This window comes from Streptomyces sp. NPDC057438 (assembly GCF_042802995.1).
In the GTDB taxonomy this organism is placed as follows: Bacteria; Actinomycetota; Actinomycetes; order Streptomycetales; family Streptomycetaceae; genus Streptomyces.
Genome location: NZ_JBHVDD010000015.1, coordinates 59,990 through 77,192 on the forward strand (window position 1 = coordinate 59,990; position 17,203 = coordinate 77,192).

At 69.4% G+C, this 17,203-nt stretch carries 14 protein-coding genes and 1 pseudogene; 8 read left to right on the forward strand and 7 right to left on the reverse strand.

Features of this window, described 5'->3' with window-relative positions:
• Positions 1-255: 255 nt before the first annotated feature.
• The 4 genes from ACFU5F_RS11795 (at position 256) to ACFU5F_RS11810 (ending at position 4,136) form a co-directional block, all read left to right on the forward strand.
• Positions 256-1,014, forward strand: coding sequence for a hemolysin III family protein (locus ACFU5F_RS11795; RefSeq protein ID WP_383885434.1), 759 nt, complete (start codon positions 256-258; stop codon positions 1,012-1,014).
• Positions 1,015-1,150: 136 nt separating this feature from the next.
• Positions 1,151-2,731 carry a DHA2 family efflux MFS transporter permease subunit gene (locus ACFU5F_RS11800; protein WP_383885436.1) on the forward strand — a complete coding sequence of 527 codons (1,581 nt, stop codon included), beginning with the start codon at positions 1,151-1,153 and terminating at the stop codon, positions 2,729-2,731.
• A gap of 4 nt (positions 2,732-2,735) precedes the next feature.
• Entirely contained in the window at positions 2,736-3,377 is a 642-nt protein-coding gene (locus ACFU5F_RS11805) for a TetR/AcrR family transcriptional regulator (RefSeq protein ID WP_383885439.1), read from the forward strand.
• Positions 3,378-3,410: 33 nt separating this feature from the next.
• Positions 3,411-4,136: a Mut7-C RNAse domain-containing protein gene (locus tag ACFU5F_RS11810; protein WP_383885442.1), complete on the forward strand. Its 726-nt coding sequence runs from the start codon at positions 3,411-3,413 to the stop codon at positions 4,134-4,136.
• A gap of 156 nt (positions 4,137-4,292) precedes the next feature.
• Here ACFU5F_RS11810 and ACFU5F_RS11815 read toward each other — a convergent pair.
• Positions 4,293-4,523: pseudogene (locus ACFU5F_RS11815) on the reverse strand (transposase); the annotation flags it as partial.
• A gap of 834 nt (positions 4,524-5,357) precedes the next feature.
• On the opposite strand from ACFU5F_RS11815, the gene ACFU5F_RS11820 reads away from it, so the two are divergent.
• The 3 genes from ACFU5F_RS11820 (at position 5,358) to ACFU5F_RS11830 (ending at position 7,017) form a co-directional block, all read left to right on the forward strand.
• Entirely contained in the window at positions 5,358-5,939 is a 582-nt protein-coding gene (locus tag ACFU5F_RS11820; protein WP_383885444.1) for a matrixin family metalloprotease, read from the forward strand.
• Between the two features lie 3 nt (positions 5,940-5,942).
• Positions 5,943-6,578, forward strand: a complete 636-nt coding sequence (locus ACFU5F_RS11825) for a hypothetical protein (RefSeq protein ID WP_383885446.1) — start codon at positions 5,943-5,945, stop codon at positions 6,576-6,578.
• 118 nt (positions 6,579-6,696) lie between these two features.
• Positions 6,697-7,017 (forward strand): hypothetical protein, encoded by a 321-nt coding sequence (locus ACFU5F_RS11830; RefSeq protein ID WP_383885449.1) that lies wholly within the window; start codon positions 6,697-6,699, stop codon positions 7,015-7,017.
• Positions 7,018-7,142: 125 nt separating this feature from the next.
• Here ACFU5F_RS11830 and ACFU5F_RS11835 read toward each other — a convergent pair whose 3' ends face one another.
• The gene (locus ACFU5F_RS11835) at positions 7,143-7,514 is read right to left on the reverse strand and encodes a hypothetical protein (RefSeq protein ID WP_383885452.1); all 372 of its coding nucleotides are present in this window, start codon (positions 7,512-7,514) and stop codon (positions 7,143-7,145) included.
• 204 nt (positions 7,515-7,718) lie between these two features.
• Here ACFU5F_RS11835 and ACFU5F_RS11840 point away from each other — a divergent pair, with 204 nt between their 5' ends.
• On the forward strand, positions 7,719-8,000 hold the full coding sequence (locus ACFU5F_RS11840; RefSeq protein ID WP_383885455.1) for a MarR family winged helix-turn-helix transcriptional regulator: 282 nt from the start codon (positions 7,719-7,721) through the stop codon (positions 7,998-8,000).
• 120 nt (positions 8,001-8,120) lie between these two features.
• Here the strand turns inward: ACFU5F_RS11840 and ACFU5F_RS11845 are convergent, their stop codons facing one another.
• From ACFU5F_RS11845 to ACFU5F_RS11865, 5 genes are all read right to left on the reverse strand, one after another.
• Positions 8,121-10,580: a galactose oxidase-like domain-containing protein gene (locus tag ACFU5F_RS11845; RefSeq protein ID WP_383885593.1), complete on the reverse strand. Its 2,460-nt coding sequence runs from the start codon at positions 10,578-10,580 to the stop codon at positions 8,121-8,123.
• Between the two features lie 11 nt (positions 10,581-10,591).
• Positions 10,592-11,872: a glycosyltransferase gene (locus ACFU5F_RS11850; RefSeq protein WP_383885458.1), complete on the reverse strand. Its 1,281-nt coding sequence runs from the start codon at positions 11,870-11,872 to the stop codon at positions 10,592-10,594.
• Entirely contained in the window at positions 11,869-13,635 is a 1,767-nt protein-coding gene (locus ACFU5F_RS11855) for an ArnT family glycosyltransferase (RefSeq protein WP_383885461.1), read from the reverse strand. Before ACFU5F_RS11855 ends, ACFU5F_RS11850 begins: the two co-directional genes overlap by 4 nt.
• Positions 13,632-14,894 (reverse strand): glycosyltransferase, encoded by a 1,263-nt coding sequence (locus ACFU5F_RS11860; RefSeq protein ID WP_383885463.1) that lies wholly within the window; start codon positions 14,892-14,894, stop codon positions 13,632-13,634. Before ACFU5F_RS11860 ends, ACFU5F_RS11855 begins: the two co-directional genes overlap by 4 nt.
• 213 nt (positions 14,895-15,107) lie before the next feature.
• On the reverse strand, positions 15,108-17,156 hold the full coding sequence (locus tag ACFU5F_RS11865) for a thioredoxin domain-containing protein (protein ID WP_383885466.1): 2,049 nt from the start codon (positions 17,154-17,156) through the stop codon (positions 15,108-15,110).
• Positions 17,157-17,203: the final 47 nt, after the last annotated feature.

Below are 17,203 nucleotides of genomic sequence, written 5' to 3' on the forward strand. Positions count from 1 at the left end.
GACCGCACTCATTTGATCATCCGACGGGAGCGCCCATATGTCCAGAGGGGCGCCCACGTGAGCATGGTGACCATCACCACTCACCGAATCCGACCCGAGAGGTTTCCCTGTGTCACCGCCGCATCACCACGCGTGTCCACGCACGGTCCCGCGGCCTCCCCTTCGGCGGCGCCGCGTGAGATGATGGCCACTTCCGTGCGCACGAACAGACCGGACGGTCCCGTAAGTTACGGTTCCGTAGGTACGATGCAAGGCATGACAGCGTCCGTCCCCGATGCGCACCCGGAGACGCCGGCCGACAGCCGCACGTCCGACGCGCGATCCCTGCCGCACCAGATCGCCCACACGATCACCGACGAGATCCAACAGATCACCGGTGAGATCAAGCCCAGACTCCGGGGCTGGCTCCATCTCGGCATGTTCCCGGCCGCACTCGTCGCCGGCCTGGCGCTCACCGCTCTCGCGGGTTCCACGCGCGGACGCATCGCCTGCGGGATCTTCACCCTCACGGCCTGCCTGCTGTTCGGCGTGAGCGCGCTGTACCACCGGGGCAACTGGAGCCCGCGCATGGACGGCATCCTGCGCAGGCTGGATCACGCCAATATCTTTCTGATCATCGCGGGCACCTACACTCCGCTGACGATGCTGCTCCTGCCGGGCGCCAAGGGGCAGTGGCTGCTGTGGGGCATCTGGGCGGCGGCGCTGGCCGGCATCATCTTCCGCGTCTTCTGGGTGGGCGCCCCGCGCTGGCTCTACACCCCGTGCTACATCGCGATGGGTTGGGCAGCCGTCTTCTTCCTGCCCGACTTCATGCGCACCGGCGGCATCGCCGTCCTCGTCCTGGTGATCGTAGGCGGCGTCCTCTACAGCGTCGGCGGCGTCATCTACGGCCTCAAGCGCCCGGACCCGTCACCGCGCTGGTTCGGCTTCCACGAGGTCTTCCACTCCCTGACGCTGGCGGCGTTCATCACGCACTACGTGGGGATCTCCCTGGTGGCGTACCAGCACGCGTAGCGCGCCGACCCGCGTTCTCCAAGGCCACGGCTTTCGAGCCGTGGCCTTTTTCGTGCGCCCGGACGACCTGGCGGCAGGGACGCAAAGGCGGTGCATGTATTGACAGTTACTCTATTTTGACAGCTACTCTCACTTCATGGCTACTGTCACTCAGTGTCCCCCCTCCCGACCCGACCCCCGCCGCTGGTGGGCCCTCGGCGCCCTCGTCGCGAGCATGCTGGTGCTCGGTTTCGACACGACGATCCTCAACGTGGCGCTGCCGACCATGGCCGGGCAGCTCGGCGCCGGCACCGGACAGCAACAGTGGATGGCGGACGCGTACATCGTCGTGTTCGCGGCCCTGATGCTCCCGGCCGGACTCCTCGGCGACCGGTTCGGACGGCGGCGCATGCTGATCGCCGGGCTCGGTGTCTTCCTCGCCGGGTCGGTCGTGGGCGCGCTGGCCCAGGACGTGAACGCGGTGGTGGCGGCCCGCGCCGTGATGGGGATCGGCGCCGCGCTGGTCACCCCGCTCGCCCTCTCGGTCCTGCCCTCACTCTTCGCCCCCGACGAGCGCGCCAAGGCCGTCGGCATCGTCTCGGCGGGCTCCACGCTGGGCCTGCCGCTCGGCCCGATCATCGGCGGCTGGCTGCTCGACCACTACTGGTGGGGTTCGGTGTTCCTGATCAACATCCCGATGGCGGCGGTCGGCGTGGCCGCCTGCGTCTTCCTGCTGCCCGAGACCCGGGACCCCGCCTCGCCCAGGGTCGACCCGGTCTCCACCGCGCTCACCGCGGCCGGACTCGGCTCGCTCGTCTACGCGATCATCGAGGCACCCACACGCGGCTGGACCGACCCCCTGGTCCTCGGCATGCTCGCCGTCTCCGTCGTCCTGATCACCGCGCTGGTACTGCGTGAGCGCCGGGCCGTCCGCCCCATGCTCGACATGGGACTGCTCGCCCACCGCGGCTTCCTCTTCAACGCCCTCGCCGCGACCCTCGTCATGTTCGTGCTGTCCGGTCTGATGTTCGTCCTGCCGCCGTACCTCCAGGCCGTCCTCGGCAACGACGCCCTGGGCACCGGCGTACGGCTGCTGCCCCTGATGGGCGGTCTGCTGGTCGGCGCGCGGGTCGCGCAACCGGTCGTCGTCCGCTTCGGGTCCCGGTCCGTGGTCAGCGCGGGCCTGGTGGTGCTGGCCTTCGCCGCCCTCCTCGGCAGCCGTACGACGGCCGGCTCCGGCTACGGATTCACGGCACTGTGGCTGTCGGTCGCCGGAGCCGGCTTCGGGCTCTCGATCGTGCCCGCGATGTCCGGCGCGCTCGGCACCCTGCCCGCCGACCGGGCGGGCAGCGGTTCGGGGCTGCTGATGACCTTGCGTCAGGTGGGCGGCGCGATCGGCATCGCCCTGCTCGGCAGCCTGCTCGCGGGCGTCTTCCGGGACCGGCTCGACACCGCCGGGCTGCCCGCGCCGGCCGCCGAGACGGCCGGGGAGTCGGTGGTGGCGGCCCACGCGGTAGCCGAACGGACGGGCGCGGCCCCACTCCTCACCTCCGCGAACGCCTCGTACGTCCACGGCATGGGCCTCGTCCTGCTGGTGTGCGGCTGCGCGGCCCTGGTCGCGGCGCTGTTGGCCGCCGCTCTCCTGCCGAGCACGCCGACGGCGAAGGAGGGCGGAGGCACCGGCGGCGAGGTCACCGGGCCTGACCTGGCCGACGCGCGGGCCGATACCCGACAATGACCGCATGACGGCCGCACGCCCCCGCACCCCCACCGCCACCCCCGCCGACCGCCCCGCGCTCGGTCTCCGTGAGCGGAAGAAGATCAAGACCCGCGAGGCGATCCGTGCCGCGACCTACGCGCTGGTCGAGGAGCAGGGCTACGACGCCACGACGATCGAGCAGATCGCCGACCGGGCGGAGGTGTCGCCGTCGACCGTCTTCCGCTACTTCCCCACCAAGGAGGACATCGTCCTCACCGACGAGTTCGACCCGGTCCTCATGGAGGAACTGCGGGCCCGGCCGGCGGACGAACCCTGGACGGACAGCATCCGGCACGTGATGCGCGAGGCGATCCGCACGGGCGTCGAGGAGGACGCGGCGGTGGCGCGGCTGCGCACACGCCTGATGGTCCAGGTCCCCGCGGTGCGCTCGCGCATGATGGAGAGCATGTCGGTGACGGGCCGCATGCTCTGCACCGCCGTCGGTGAACGCACCGGCCGGGACCCGGACAGCCTGGAGGTACGGGTCTACGCCATGTCCCTGATCGGCGGCCTGCTGGAGGCGTCCCTCTACTGGGCCGAGAACGGCCACCGCGACGACTTCGCCGAGCTCGTCGACCGCACCCTGACCACGCTCCAGCACGGCCTGCCGAGGGAAATTCCCTGAACCCGCGCCCCTCCCCCGTGCCATCCTGACCAGGTGAGAGCCGCCGAGATCCACATCGAAGTCGCCCCCGAACTGGCCCTGTTCGTGCCCCATGGCCGCCGTGCGGGCGCGACCTTGCTGGCCACGGACGGGGTCTCGACCCTGGGCCACGTGGTCGAGTCCCTCGGGATCCCGCTGACGGAGGTGGGCGCGCTGGTCGTCGACGGCCACGAGGTCGCGGTGTCCCACATCCCGGCGCACGGCGAGTCGGTGACCGTACGCCCGGTGGAGCGCCCCCAGCGCGTCCCCGGCGCCCCGCTCCGGTTCCTCCTCGACGTCCACCTCGGCACCCTCGCCCGGCGCCTGCGCCTGCTGGGCGTGGACACGGCCTACGAGTCGACGGACATCGGCGACCCCGCCCTGGCCACCCGCTCCGCCACCGAACAGCGGGTCCTCCTCAGCCGCGACCGTGGCCTGCTGCGGCGCCGCGAACTGTGGGCCGGCGCGTACGTCTACAGCACGCACCCGGAGGAGCAACTGGCCGACGTGTTGGCCCGTTTCGCCCCCGACCTGCACCCCTGGACCCGCTGCACGGCCTGCAACGGCCTCCTGAAACCGGCGACGAAGGAACAGGTCGCCGACCGCCTGGAGGGCGGTACCCAGAAGTCCTACGACGTCTTCGCCCAGTGCGACGCCTGCGGCCGGGCGTACTGGAAGGGCGCGCATCATGAGCAGTTGGAGGCGATCGTGCGGGAGGCGTTGAGGGGGCGGGCGGGGTGAGCGGGGCGGGCCCGTCAGGTCTCCCTTTTCAGGGCCCGCCGGCGACGGGATCTGAGGGCGCCGGACCCGCATGCTCACCGAGTCGATCGCGCAGCGGGACCGGTCCAACTCGTCGCGCGAGCCGGGCTCGTCGAGGACCAGGCGATGGAGCTTGGCCCGCACCCTGACCTTCGACCACTCGGCAAATCGGCAGTGAGCCGTCGCCCCCGACAGACCGAACGACGCAGCGGGCAACTGCTGCCACGTGCGGCCCGACGTGGCCATGAACACGATCACGGCCAGCACCTCACGGCCGCCATGCCGGCGGCGGCCACCGCCCTGAGGCCGAGAGGGCGCCTCCGGTACCACCCGCTGGAAATACTCCACAACTCGTCCGGCATCAGCCACTCAACGATCCCCGCCACGAAGCACGCCCTACCGAGGCAGCCAAAAGAGATGACTTCTCAGGCATCGCACCCTCATCGGCAGTCTCTGACGGACCACGAGAACCACAGAGCCCCTGAGAGCTCACCATCATCGCGCTCTGTTTGGTGTCATACGATCGCCGCGTTATCGACACCGGTCACAGCAACGCCGGCAGCGGCGGCATGAGTCGTGCGATCAAGTTCGTCTCCGCGCCACCTTCGGGTTCCGCAGCGCCACGAACCAACGACTACGCACACTGTGTCACCACCCGCCGAGCCCGTGGACACCCCCACATCGATCTACCCCCATGACCCGCGCTACCAGACAGCCGGTTCAACTGACATGTGCAGGTGACAGGTTGACAAAGAGCGCCCGCTTGACGTGACCCTGACCACAGCTGAATTCCGTGGCTGGAGACATCCCTGCGACATAGGGTTGGACAGCCCCCGTTCACGATCAGTGATGGGCACGCCAAGGACAGCGCGACCGCGATCAGCGAAACGTCCACGGACGGGCCCGGGCCGCCAGCTGCACACGGAAGGGGGTACATAGAGCGCCGATGACTAGATGGACGCGCGTTCCACGCAGAGCACTGCGACAAGAAGGAATCGCCAGGGGGTGCGGTCCGTACACGATGGATCAGCGTCCAGAACGGGGCCATCAGACACATAGAGGGCCTGAAAATCTACGCGCCTTTTCCATGGATCGCACATTATCTCACGTAACACGGATCGCTGGAATCAATACTACATATTCACCTTGCCCACTCCCGGAATACGGGATTTGCGACGCAGTTGAAGTGAAAGGGGAGATCACATGAGACGCCACATTCCACGAGGGCTGGACAGGACACGTCAGGTCAGAACAAACAGGACCCCTCTTCGTACAGTGGTGCTCTGCACCACTGTCGCCACACTCACAGTCCTCGGTCACGCCACTACCGCCACCGCCGACTCCCGGGGCAATTCATCAGTGGACAATAAAGAGATCCGCTGGGAGGACGAGACGAAGTTCGATGACGCTCGGAAATGGGCGCACACCGCCTGGAACAATAAGAAGTACAACTTGACAACCATCAAGATCGCTCCGGATGAGTGGGACACCATCACCGACCTTGAGTGGCGCGACGAGAACCGCAGCGATGTCAAATGGGTTGGCGCCTGGGGTGGACTACCAGGCGCGGACAGAATATACCTGAACAAGCACTTTCTGGACAATGGAAAGAAATACGGCAAGAAAGGTTGGCGCAGGAAAGCAGCCGCGCACGAACTCGGCCATGCGCTCGGCCTTTCCCACAAGGTCAACGGAACACTCATGTCAAAGACCATCGGCTACATCCCCGGAAACGCTCGGCCGACCTCAACTGACCGCAAGGCATACCACGACCTCTGGGACTGATCAATGATCAAGAAAAAGGCCATCATCATCTCCACAGCCGCAGCCGTGATTCTAGGTGCGGGCGGCATCGGCGCCACTGTCTACTGGAACGAATACGAGCCAAACGTTCCCGAGACCGAAGAGATGCACCTGACGTACGACGTCGATTTCTCCGTGGACGAGAACCTTGCAGGTGGCGCCCAGGATCTCTTCTACGGAAAGGTCACGGCCCTGAAGGGCCAGAAGGACCTTGGCATGGGCCCCGAGACCCAGTTCGCGGTCGCAGTGCAGCGCGTCTTCAAGGGAGATGTCACCGGTACCATCGTCGTCAACCAGCAGGGTGGCACCACCGATGAAGGAACCCTTGTCCTTCCCGAGGGCGACAACCTACTGCAAGTGGGAAAGCGTTACCTGTTCGCCACGAATTATCATGAGGAGCAGCGATTCAACACGCTGATTCCTGTTTATGGCGACCAGTTGATCCCTGATACCGAGGCCCCGGCCCCCGGCGTGCCGGACGCTGACGGCAACGGGCAGTCCACCATGTCGGACCGGTGGGTGAAGGCGGTCAAGAACCAAAATGACCTCTCCTCCGCACCCCCGGAGGTTGAGCCGACCGAGGAACCGGACGAGGACCCGACGCCGAAAGCCAGTCCCTGACGGCAGCCGCCGCAAAACCCGGAGATCCGCCCCCTGCCCACGTGCGCCATACGGGAGTAACCCCGGCGACCGCTCGCGACGGCCCCGGGACAGCGCCGGTCCGACAAGGAGACCGACGATGCATCTTCCCTCACGCGCACGTGTACGAGTGAGGGCGGTGTTCCTCGGGGCACCCGTCTCCGACCGTGCGGCACAGGAGGCGGACACCGGGCCGATCAGCGTCGAGGAGCTGTCGATCCCCCACCCTTCTCCCGAGATGTGGGCCGCCTTCCTCGCGAGCGCCCGGCGTCGTAGAGCCCGATGCTCGTGGGCGCGAAAGGCAGACCTGCCCGGCATCACGGCCGAGGAGATCAGCAGCACTCTCGTCGGTGCCTCTCTCCTCACCCCCGAGGTACGTCAACAGAGGCGACAGGAACAGCAGTTCGTGAAGGTCTCCTGATGCCGGACGAGCGGGTGGCGGCTGCCGTGCGGCGGGGGACCGCTTCATGGGTTGGAGCGTCCGCCAGGGTCGATCCGGGGCATGTCGGCGAGCCGCCCGGGCAGCGGCGGCGACGGCAAGAGGCGTCACGCCGCGCGGAGTTGGAGGATGTCGAGGGTGCCGTCCCCGCCGGCGAGGCGCCGGTTCCAGGGGGTCGAGGCCGAGTCGGGGAGGGTGGCTGCGCAGGACGAGCCGTTCGCCCGCCGCCGATGCCACGACGATCTCGGCGCGTCGCCGGGCGACAGCGACACCCGGTCCGCCCGGTGGGGCTCGGCGAGCAGCCCTCCGTCGGTGGCGACGAGCGCGAACGGCCGGCCGTCGGTCAGTCCGAAGCGGTGTACCCGCGTGCGGGACGCGTTGAGCAGGCGCAGACGCACGTGCTCGGTGGTGACGTCGACGTACGGCGTGAGCGTGCCGCTGACGCTGACGGTGTCACCGAGCGGGCCCGCGCCGCTCATCGTCGGCCCCGACTCGTCGAGTCGGTTGTCGGCGTGGAACCGCTTGTCCTGGACGATGACCGGGATGTCGTCGACGCCGTACCGGTGCGGGAGTCCGTCCGGTCCGGTCGTCGGGTCGTCGGGTCGTCGACGAGGACCAGGCCGGCCACGCAGCGGTACAGGTGCCGGGTGGTCCGCCCGTGCGGGTGCGGGTGGTACCAGAGCGTGGCGGCCGACTGGTCGGTGAGCGGGCTGGTCGACCGGCTGGAGCGCAAGGGATTCGTCCGCCGGACGCGGGACCAGGCCGACGGCCGCCGGGTGATCGTCGAGATCGACCGGGACCACGTGGCGAGTTTCGGCGCCCTGTTCGCCGACTTCGTCACCGGCCTGGAGACGCTGTACGCCGGCTACACCGATGAGCAGCTCGACGTGATCCTCGACTTCCTCCGCCGCTCGGCCGCCGTCCAGCAGCAGGCCACCGGCAAGCTGACCGGGCAGGCCATCTGACGATGCCCGCGACCGCCCCCCGCGCCCCCGCACACGACCAGGCCCCGCACCCGACGGATGTCCGCCGAGTGCGGGGCCATGGGCCTCAGGGAGCCGCGTCCGGGGCGCGGCCGCTGCGCGTCAGCGGCGTCGTACGTCCCCCTTCCCGCACGCCACGCCGTCCCCGTCCCGGTCCAGCTTCAGTGGGTCGTCCCCGCCGTTGACCTTCAGGCGGCCGTAGTCGTTCTTCTTGAGCCACGCGCAGCGGGCCGCCGTCGTCCTCCCGACCTCCGCCGGGAAGGCCGTCGGGACGCAGACGTTGGCCGAGCCGTAGTGGCGGTCGCAGCCGGAGATCGTGGGGCTGACCTTCTTGGATCTGGTCTTCTTCTGCGGGCCCGTGACCTTGCCCTTCGGGGCGTCCGCGAAGTCGTGGACGTGGGCCGAGGGGGCGTCACCGGAGGCGACGGCCAGGGCGGACGGGCCCTGGAGGTGGACCCATTCCGCGACCGACGGGACGCCGTTCGCGTCGACCGCGAAGAGCATGTACCAGCCGGGCGGCGCCAGGTTGGGGTTGCTCGTCACGTTGAGGTCGATGTTGTTGCCGTCGACGGACAACGGCAGGTCCACGAACCGCTGGTTCGGGTCCGAGGAGTGCGTGACCGCGGCGGGGCGGATCAGTTCCGCCTTCACGATGGGCCGGTCCACCGTGATCCGCTGCGTGTCGCCGTACACCCACTCCTTGTCGATCACCGACGTGATCTTCGGGCGGGGGCCCTTCAGGAGGTACGGCGGGGTGTAGACCGACACGTCGTGGTTCCAGGAGCCGTTGCCGGGGTTGTCACCCGTCGTCATGACACGGCCGTCGGGGAGCAGGAACGCCGAGGAGTGGTAGCCGCGCTCCTCCGGGTCCGCCGCCACCGGGTCGAAGGTGTTGGTCGCCGGGTCGTAGAGCGACGACTCGTAGACCGGGTCGGCCCGGTTGTGCAGGGCGCCGCCCGTCTCCAGGACCTTGCCGTCGGGCAGGAGTACCGCGGAGACGTACATCTTGCCCTGGTTGCCCGTCTGGGCGACCTTGCCGTTGCCCAGGTCCACCGTGCCCTGCGGGATCGGCGGGCCCGCGACGTACGCCGGGTTCGCGGCCTTCAGGTCGATGACGTCCGTCAGACGGTTCGCCTCCGGGTTGGACTCGATGTTGCCGCCGCCGAGCGTCAGGACCTTCTGGTCCTGGGCGGGAGGCAGCAGCACGCTCGCGGACTGGTCACGCTGGTCCTTGTTCTGCAGGCCCGGGACGGACGTGATCGTGTTGGCGCCGTAGTCGTAGAGGGCGCTGCCCGTGCCGGGGATGTTGTTGCCGAAGACATGGCTGCCGGAGTAGAAGAGGCGGCCGTCCTGCATGAGGATCATGGACGGGTACAGACCCCAGTACGACCAGGTCTGGTTGACCTTCCACAGTTCGAGCCACTTCTGTTCGGCGTCCGACCACAACTCGGCCGTCACCGACCCCGTGGAGTCCTCGCGCAGACCGCCGAACGAGATGACGTCACCGTTGCCGAGGATCGTCGCCGACGGGTACCAGTGGCCGTCGTTCATGTCATTGGTCTTGCTGTACGTCTCGGTGACCGGGTCGAAGACGTACGAGTCCTTGTAGCCCTCGTAGCCGTGACCGCCCGCCACCGGGTACGCCTTGTTCCCGCTCATGACGAGGACACGGCCGTCGTCCAGCTGCACATGGCCCGCGCAGAACATGTCGTCCGGGGTCGGGATCTGCTTGTACGTGCCGTTCTTCGGGTCGTAGACCGCGGACGTGAACGTCCCCGCCTCGAACATCTGCTCGCTGTTGCCGGAGCCGGCGATCAGCAGCACCTTGCCGTTGTTGAGGACGACGGAGTGCATGGAGCGGACGGGGTTCTGCGTGGGCAGCACGTCCCAGCGGCCGTTCAGACACTCGTCCGGCGTGCCCGTGCACTGCGGCTGGGGGACGGGGTCGGCGACCTGGTCCATCGTGTAGTCGTCGGTGGTGACGGAGCCGGTGCCGTAGACGGAGACGCCCCAGGTGATCCGGTCGGTGCCCGCCGGGATCTCGGGGGTGCGGACGGTCGCCTCGGTCCAGCTCCCGGCCATGTCCAGCGTCTTGAGGTCGGTCCAGTACTGCCAGCCGGCCGTGGTGTCGTGCCGGAAAAGGGTGACGGAGGTGTCCGGGGTCGTCGACTTGTACCAGAGGGCCAGGTCGTACTGCTTGCCCACCGTGACCGGGGGCGCACAGGCCGCCGACTCGGTGATGAGTGCCTTGCGGTCGCCGGACACCCGGCGGGTCAGCTCGACCTTCATGGCCTTGGTGCCGGAGTGGGCGCCCGACACCGTGGTGAAGGTGAAGTCGTTGTCGCCCCAGCCGGACTTCTCCCAGCAGTACGGCATGCCGTCGCTGCCGGCGGTCTCGAACCCCGGGTTCTGGACGAGGTTGGCGGCGGACGCGGACTGCGGCGAGACCAGCAGCAGGCCGGCGGCGAGTGCCCCGACCCCCAGCAGGGCGGTACGTCGTCTGACCCTGGGCAGGGGCCCGGGTCTGCGGCGGGCCCCGAAGCGGGCCCGCAGACGGCTCATCGGATGGTTCTTCACACTGCTCTCCTTGCCGGCTCGGCCTGCTTCTGCTGGGCCTGCTCCTGTTCGGCCTGCTTCTGCTCGCCGCGCTCCCCACGGCGAGATGTCGTGCGCGGCAGACGGCGAGACGCCTTCCGCGGCAGATACACCAGCGCCTCGGTCGCCACGAAGCGCAGGACGAACGTCGTCACCAGGGCGAGCGCGGTCGCGGACAGCGCCCCCATCCCGAACCGGGCGACGAACAGGGCGATCAGCGGGATGCGCAGCACCAGATCGGCGTTGGCGAGCAACGCGAACCGGCCGACGCGGTCCCACCCCTTGCGGTGCCTGCGCCGCTCGCGGAAGCACAGGTGCTCGATGAGGAGGAAGTTCCAGAGGACCCCGAGCTGGTTGGCGAGGATCTCGGCGGGGAGGTAGTGCATGCCGGCCGAGGTGAGGGCGTACAGGGCGGCCAGGTTCGGCAGGAAGCCGGTGACGCCGATCAGCCCGAAGACGAGCATGCGGGCCACGGGCGAGGCGGTGCGCAGTCCGACGAGGTGGCGCAGGAAGCGGAAGCCCTCCCGGGCGGTGGACTTGGACTCCCCGGCGTACCGGTCCTGGAAGACGAACGGCACCTCGGTGACCCGGCGCGGGCGGCTGCGCACGGCGAGTTCGAGGAGGATCTTGTAGCCGAGCGGCTGGAGGACGTCGGCGGTGACCGCGCTGCGGCGGATCGCGAAGAAGCCGCTCATCGGGTCGCTGATGCCGTGCAGCCGGCGTGGGAAGAGGGACTTGGTGAGCCAGGTCGCTCCCCGGGACACGGCCACGCGGTAGCCGCCCGCGAGCCCGGCCCGGCTGCCGCCCTCGATGTACCGGGAGGCGACCACCAGATCCGCTGCCGACCGCTCCCCGGTCGCCACCAACTCCGGTACCAGCGACGGCGGATGCTGCAGGTCGCCGTCCATGACGACGATCCAGTCGCAGCCGGCCGCCCTGATGCCCTCGACGACCGCGCCGCCGAGTCCGCCGACCGGTTCGTCGCGGTGCAGCACGGTCACGGGGAACGGGCAGTCCTGCGCGACCCGGTCGATCACCGCCGGGGTGTCGTCGGTGGAGTCGTCCACGAAGACGACCTCGCAGGGCAGCCGTCCGGGCACCGACTCCGTGATGCGGTGCAGCAACTCCCGTACGTTGGCGGACTCGTTGAAGGTCGGTACGACGATGGTGACGGCGCCGGGCTCGGGGACCTCGGCGCCGCGTACGGCCGGGTCGCCCAGTTCCTCTCGGGCCGTGGACTCGTAGCTCCCGCCGGTCATCGCTCACCCCCGGCGGCCTCGGTGTCGCGGGCGCGTTCGTCTTCCGTCCCGGTCCCGCGTGCGCGTTCGTCTTCCGTCGCCCCGGTCCCCCGTGCGCGGTCGTCGCCGCCGGCCACGATCCTGCGGATCTCGATCCGGTCCTCACCGGTGCCGAAGGTGGCGACCGGCGTCGAGTTCTCCATCGCGCGCCGTACGTTGGGCAGGTCGACCGCGTCGCGCCGGACGGTCGGGGAGGCCACCACGTAGTCGAGGTCGCGCCAGCCGCGCGGCATCGTCCTCGTCACCGCCGGGTCGAGGTCGGCCTTGTAGAACCAGATGACGCCGAGGCCCGGCTCGTACCCGTGGTGGACGAGGTCGAGCCAGAGCGCGTCGTCGACCAGGACACGGGTGTCCCCGGGATCGTCGACCTCACGTCCGAGCCACGCGGCGGCCTTCTGGTAGGGCGCGTTGGCGTTGAACGTCATCGCGGTGTGGTTGCCGTCGTACCAGCGGGGCGCCACGTACGCCGTCGCGAGGGCGGCCAGGGCGACGGCGACCGTGCAGCGCGCCCAGACCAGGGGGCGCGGTTCCGTCGCGCTCCGGCCTCTGCGCAGGATGCCGTGGGCGACGCTCGCCGTGCCGCCCGCGAGGACGAGCGCGAGGAAGGGCAGGGCCTGCAGGACGTACATCGCGGGCAGATAGCCGGGGCGCAGGGCCATGCCGGCGAGGATCGCGACGGCGAGGGCGGGGCCGGCGAGGGCGCGCGCGGTCACCGACCAGCGCCAGGTGAGCAGGAGCAGCAGCGCGCCGGCGAGTCCGCCGAGGGGCAGGACACGGTCGTAGTACAGCCAGGACTGCAGGACGCCGTGACTGCCCGTGCCCTCGGTGAGGATGAAGCCGGAGCCGGGGCGGCTCATCTGGTAGACGACGCCGTCCCACAGCGAGACATGGCCGGCGCCGGGGATCAACTCGCCCTTGAGCAGGGCGAACAGGGGGTACGAGGCGCCGATCAGGACACAGGCGGTGATCGCGCCGGTGAGGGCGAACTTCCGGGTGTCGCGATGGCTGTGCCGCCACATGGTGAGGAGCACGGCGGGCAGGACGAGGAGCATCGTCTCCTTGGTGAGCACGGCCGTGGCGGCGGCCAGCCCCGCGCCGAAGTGGTGCCAGAGGTGACGGTTCGGTGAGGCGGCGAGGCAGAACGCCAGCAGCGTCCACATCACCGCGATGTTGTCGAGGAAGATCTCCCGCTGGAGCACCACCGACAGCGGGGACAGTCCGAAGAGGACCATGCCGAGGCCGGCGGCCCAGCGGGGCAGGGAGAGGCGGCGGCCGAGGACGTAGACGAGGACGGCACTGGCGGCGCTGATCAGCAGCATCACCACGCGCATGGAGCCGACGGTCATCGACTCGGGGGCGAGCTGGGCGGGGATCCAGGTCAGGACGGCGAGCTGGATCCAGCCGAGCGGCGGGTGGTCGTACCAGTAGGTGTAGTGGGCGAGTCCCCTGCCCTCCTGCACGGCCCAGGCCTGCGCGAGGTAGGTGCCCTCGTCGTCGCTGAGGGCCGGGTAGTCGGCGATGTTCCACCCCTGCACGATCATGATCGCGACGAGGAGGAGACCGCAGAGGATCAGGTCGGGGCGCGAGTCGCGCAGCCGCGTCGGTGCGGGCGGAGGCGAAGCGGACGCGGTCGTTCGACCGGTCGAACCGGTGGCGGGCGCAGCTGTCCGCTGCGCGGGGACCTTGACCTCGGTCTGGGTCGCCGCGGGAAGTGTGGAGGTCACGCAGGAACGTCCTCTCGGTCCACGTGCGCGAGATGTGCGCCGACGTGACTGGTCAACTCCCAGTCGTTGCGGCCGCGTTGCTCACGCCACACCGCGCGTACGGCGGCGAGGGCGAGGAGCACCTGGTAGAAGGGGCCGCCCACGATCAGCTTGACGTAGTGGGTGAACCGGACGCGCAGGCCGTACTGCCGGCCGAAGTCGTGCAGTCCGACGACCTCGAACACGAAGGTGACGAGCGCGGTGACGGCCGGCAGGAAGGTGATGAAGGCGACGCCGACGGGGACGTCGAGGAACAGGGCGACGGCCACGTTGAGCGGGATGATCACCCCGGAGACGGCCTGGAGATACGGCGTCATCAGCGTGTAGCGGGCCAGCAACCGCTGCCGGAAACCGGGCAGTTGCTTCCAGTCCCGCTTCCGGTAGACCTGGAGGAAGCCCTGGTTCCAGCGGGTGCGCTGTTTCATCAGCGACACCAGGCTGCCGGGGGTCTCCTCGCGGGTCACCATGTCGGAGTCGTAGGCGACGACGACCTTCTTGCCGACGCTCGACAGCCGTACGCCCAGGTCACAGTCCTCGGCGAGGCAGTCGGGGTCCCAACCGCCGGCTTCCCGCAGGACCAAGGTCCGTACGAACACGGTGTTGCCGCCGAGCGGGATGAACCCTTTCTGCGCATGCAGATGCAGCCGGGACCGGAACCAGAAGAAGTACTCCAGGCAGTTGCGCAGGCTGTACCAGCTGGAGTGGAAGTTGATGAGCTGCACCCCGCCCTGCACGACGTCGGCGCCCGTGGTGCGGAAGGCGTGGTCGACATGGGACAGCAGTTCGGGATGGACCTGGTCCTCGGCGTCGAAGACCCCGACGACGTCGCCGCGGCAGTGCGGCAGGGCCGTGTTCATGGCCCGGGGCTTGTTCTTCTTCTCGTGATGGTCGACGACCACGCGGACCCGGGGGTCGCGCCCCTCGGCCGCCCGGGCCACCGCGGTGGTCTCCGGGTCGTCGTGTCCGACGATCACGATGATCTCGAAGTGGTCGTGGCTCGATTCGAGCAGTCGTTGGATGGTGTGGTCCAGCACGGCCTGTTCATGGCGTGCGGGCAGCAGCAGTGAGAACGAGACATGTTCGTCGCCGTCCGGTCTGCTGAACCGGGTGGAGGCGAGCACTTCGGGCGTACGCCACGCGTGCATCTGCCACCACAGAGTGAAAGCCGCCATCCAGAACAAGGCGAGCGAGACGACGGCTATGAGGACAGACGTCAGCAAAAGAGATCCCCCCGGATCCGAATACCCCCTGACGCGCGGGGAGTTACTCCCGTCGCGTCACTGTGAGGAGACTAGGGGGAAACTGTGAACCGGGGGAGCCCTTCCGATAAAAACCGTGTTTCCGTTCGAGGGAACATGTAGTCGCATGTGTCCGCACACCGACCCGTTTTCCCATAGTTGTTCGATCTTGTCCGGGTCTCTGACCGGCGAGTTTCAGCCGGTCGAGGCCACCCCGAGAGCCGCCCGCAACCGGTCGACATCGGTCGTGGGAGCGTCACAGGTGAAATTGCGGCAGACATACGCGGCCGGTTCGCCCCCGACGAGCGGACGGCCCGCCAGCAGCGGCAGCTCGTCGCCGTCCGCGGCGCCCACCGCGACCACCGCACCCGGCGCGGTCCCCAGCAGCGCCGCCCGGTGCAGTTCCCGCCGCCCCGGATGCCCCTCCGGCCCCACGACCGCGACCTCACGCGGCCCGTCGAGCAGCGCCTCCGCCGTCGCCAGGCCCCACCCGATGAACCTCGGCGCACGCGGACCCAGCGCCCTCACCACACCCAACGCCCGCTCGGCGGCGCTCCGATGGGGCTCCGAGCCGGTGTGCGCCGCATAGGCCAGCAGCGCCCCGGCCGCCGCGCTCCACCCCGACGGCGTGGCGTTGTCGGTCGGGTCCTGCGGCCGCCGGATCAGCTTCTCCGCGTCACTGGCGGTGTCGTACAGCGCCCCCGACTCCTCGTCGACGAACCGCGCGAGCACATGGTCGAGCAGGAACCCCGCGAACTCCAGCCACACCCCCTCCCCCGTGACCGACGCGAGCGCCAGGAACCCCTCCGCGACGTCCGCGTAGTCCTCCAGCACCCCCGCGTTGGCCCCCACCTGCCCGTCCTTGCTGGTCCGCGCCAGCCGCGCCCGCTCGTCCAGGTGCAGACGCACCAGGAGGTCGGCGGCGGCGATCGCGGCGTCCACCAGGTCGGGGCGGTCGAAGTAGGCGCCGGTCTCGGCGAGCGCGGCGACGGCGAGCCCGTTCCAGGCGGCGACCACCTTGTCGTCCCGGCCGGGGGCGGGGCGCCGCGACCGCGCCGCGAGCAGCCGCTCCCGCACCGACTCGATCCTCTCGGCGTCGAACACGCCCTCGTGCTGCGGAAGTTGCAGCACGGACGCACCCTCCTCGAACGTGCCCTCCTCCGTGACCCCGAAGTACTGCGCGGCGAGCCGCCCGTCCTCCTCTCCCAGCACCTCGGTCAGCTGCTCGGGCGTCCAGACGTAATAGGCCCCTTCCACGTGCTTCCCGGAACCGGTGCCGTCGTCGCTGTCGGCATCCAGCGCGGAGGCGAACCCGCCCTCGTTCGTCCTGAGTTCACGGACCAGGAAGTCGGCCGTCTCCAGCGCCACCCGCCGGGCCAGCTCGGAGCCGGTGGCCCGCCAGAGGTGGGCGTAGACCCGGCAGAGCAGGGCGTTGTCGTACAACATCTTCTCGAAGTGGGGCACGACCCACTCACGGTCGACCGAGTACCGGGCGAAGCCGCCGCCGAGCTGGTCGTAGATACCGCCGCGGGCCATCCGCTCGCACGTGTCCCGCGCCATCTGCAGCGCGCCCTCGGAGCCCGTGCGCGCCGCGTGCCGCAGCAGGAACTCGATCACCATCGACGGCGGGAACTTGGGCGCCCTGCCGAACCCGCCGCGCGCCGCGTCGTACTCCCGGGTGAGCCCCAGCAGCGCCTGCGCCAGCTCGTCCTCCCCGGGCACGTCGACCGCCGCGAACTTCAGCTCCCGCCCGGAAAGATCCCGCACGACCTTCCCGGCGACCTCGGCGACCTCGTCCCGCCGGTCCGCCCAGGCGGCCCGCACGCCCTCCAGCACCTGCCGGAAGGAGGGCATCCCGTGCCGGGGCGCCGGCGGAAAGTACGTCCCGAAGTAGAACGGCTCCTCCTCCGGCGTCAGGAACACGGTCATGGGCCACCCACCCTGCCCGGTCGCCGCCTGCACGGCCTCCATGTACACGGCGTCGACGTCGGGGCGCTCCTCGCGGTCGACCTTGATGGTGACGAAGTGGGCGTTCAGGTACTCGGCGGTCTCCCGGTCCTCGAACGACTCGTGGGCCATCACATGGCACCAGTGACAGCTCGAATAGCCCACGCTCAGCAGCACCGGCACACCCCGCCGCCGCGCCTCCTCGAAGGCCTCGGGCGACCAGGGCCACCAGTCGACCGGGTTGTCGGCGTGCTGGAGGAGGTAGGGGGAGGTCTCGTGGGCCAGTCGATTCGCCATGGTCACCATCATTCCCCAGTACCCGGGTATCGCAGTTCGGCACGGAC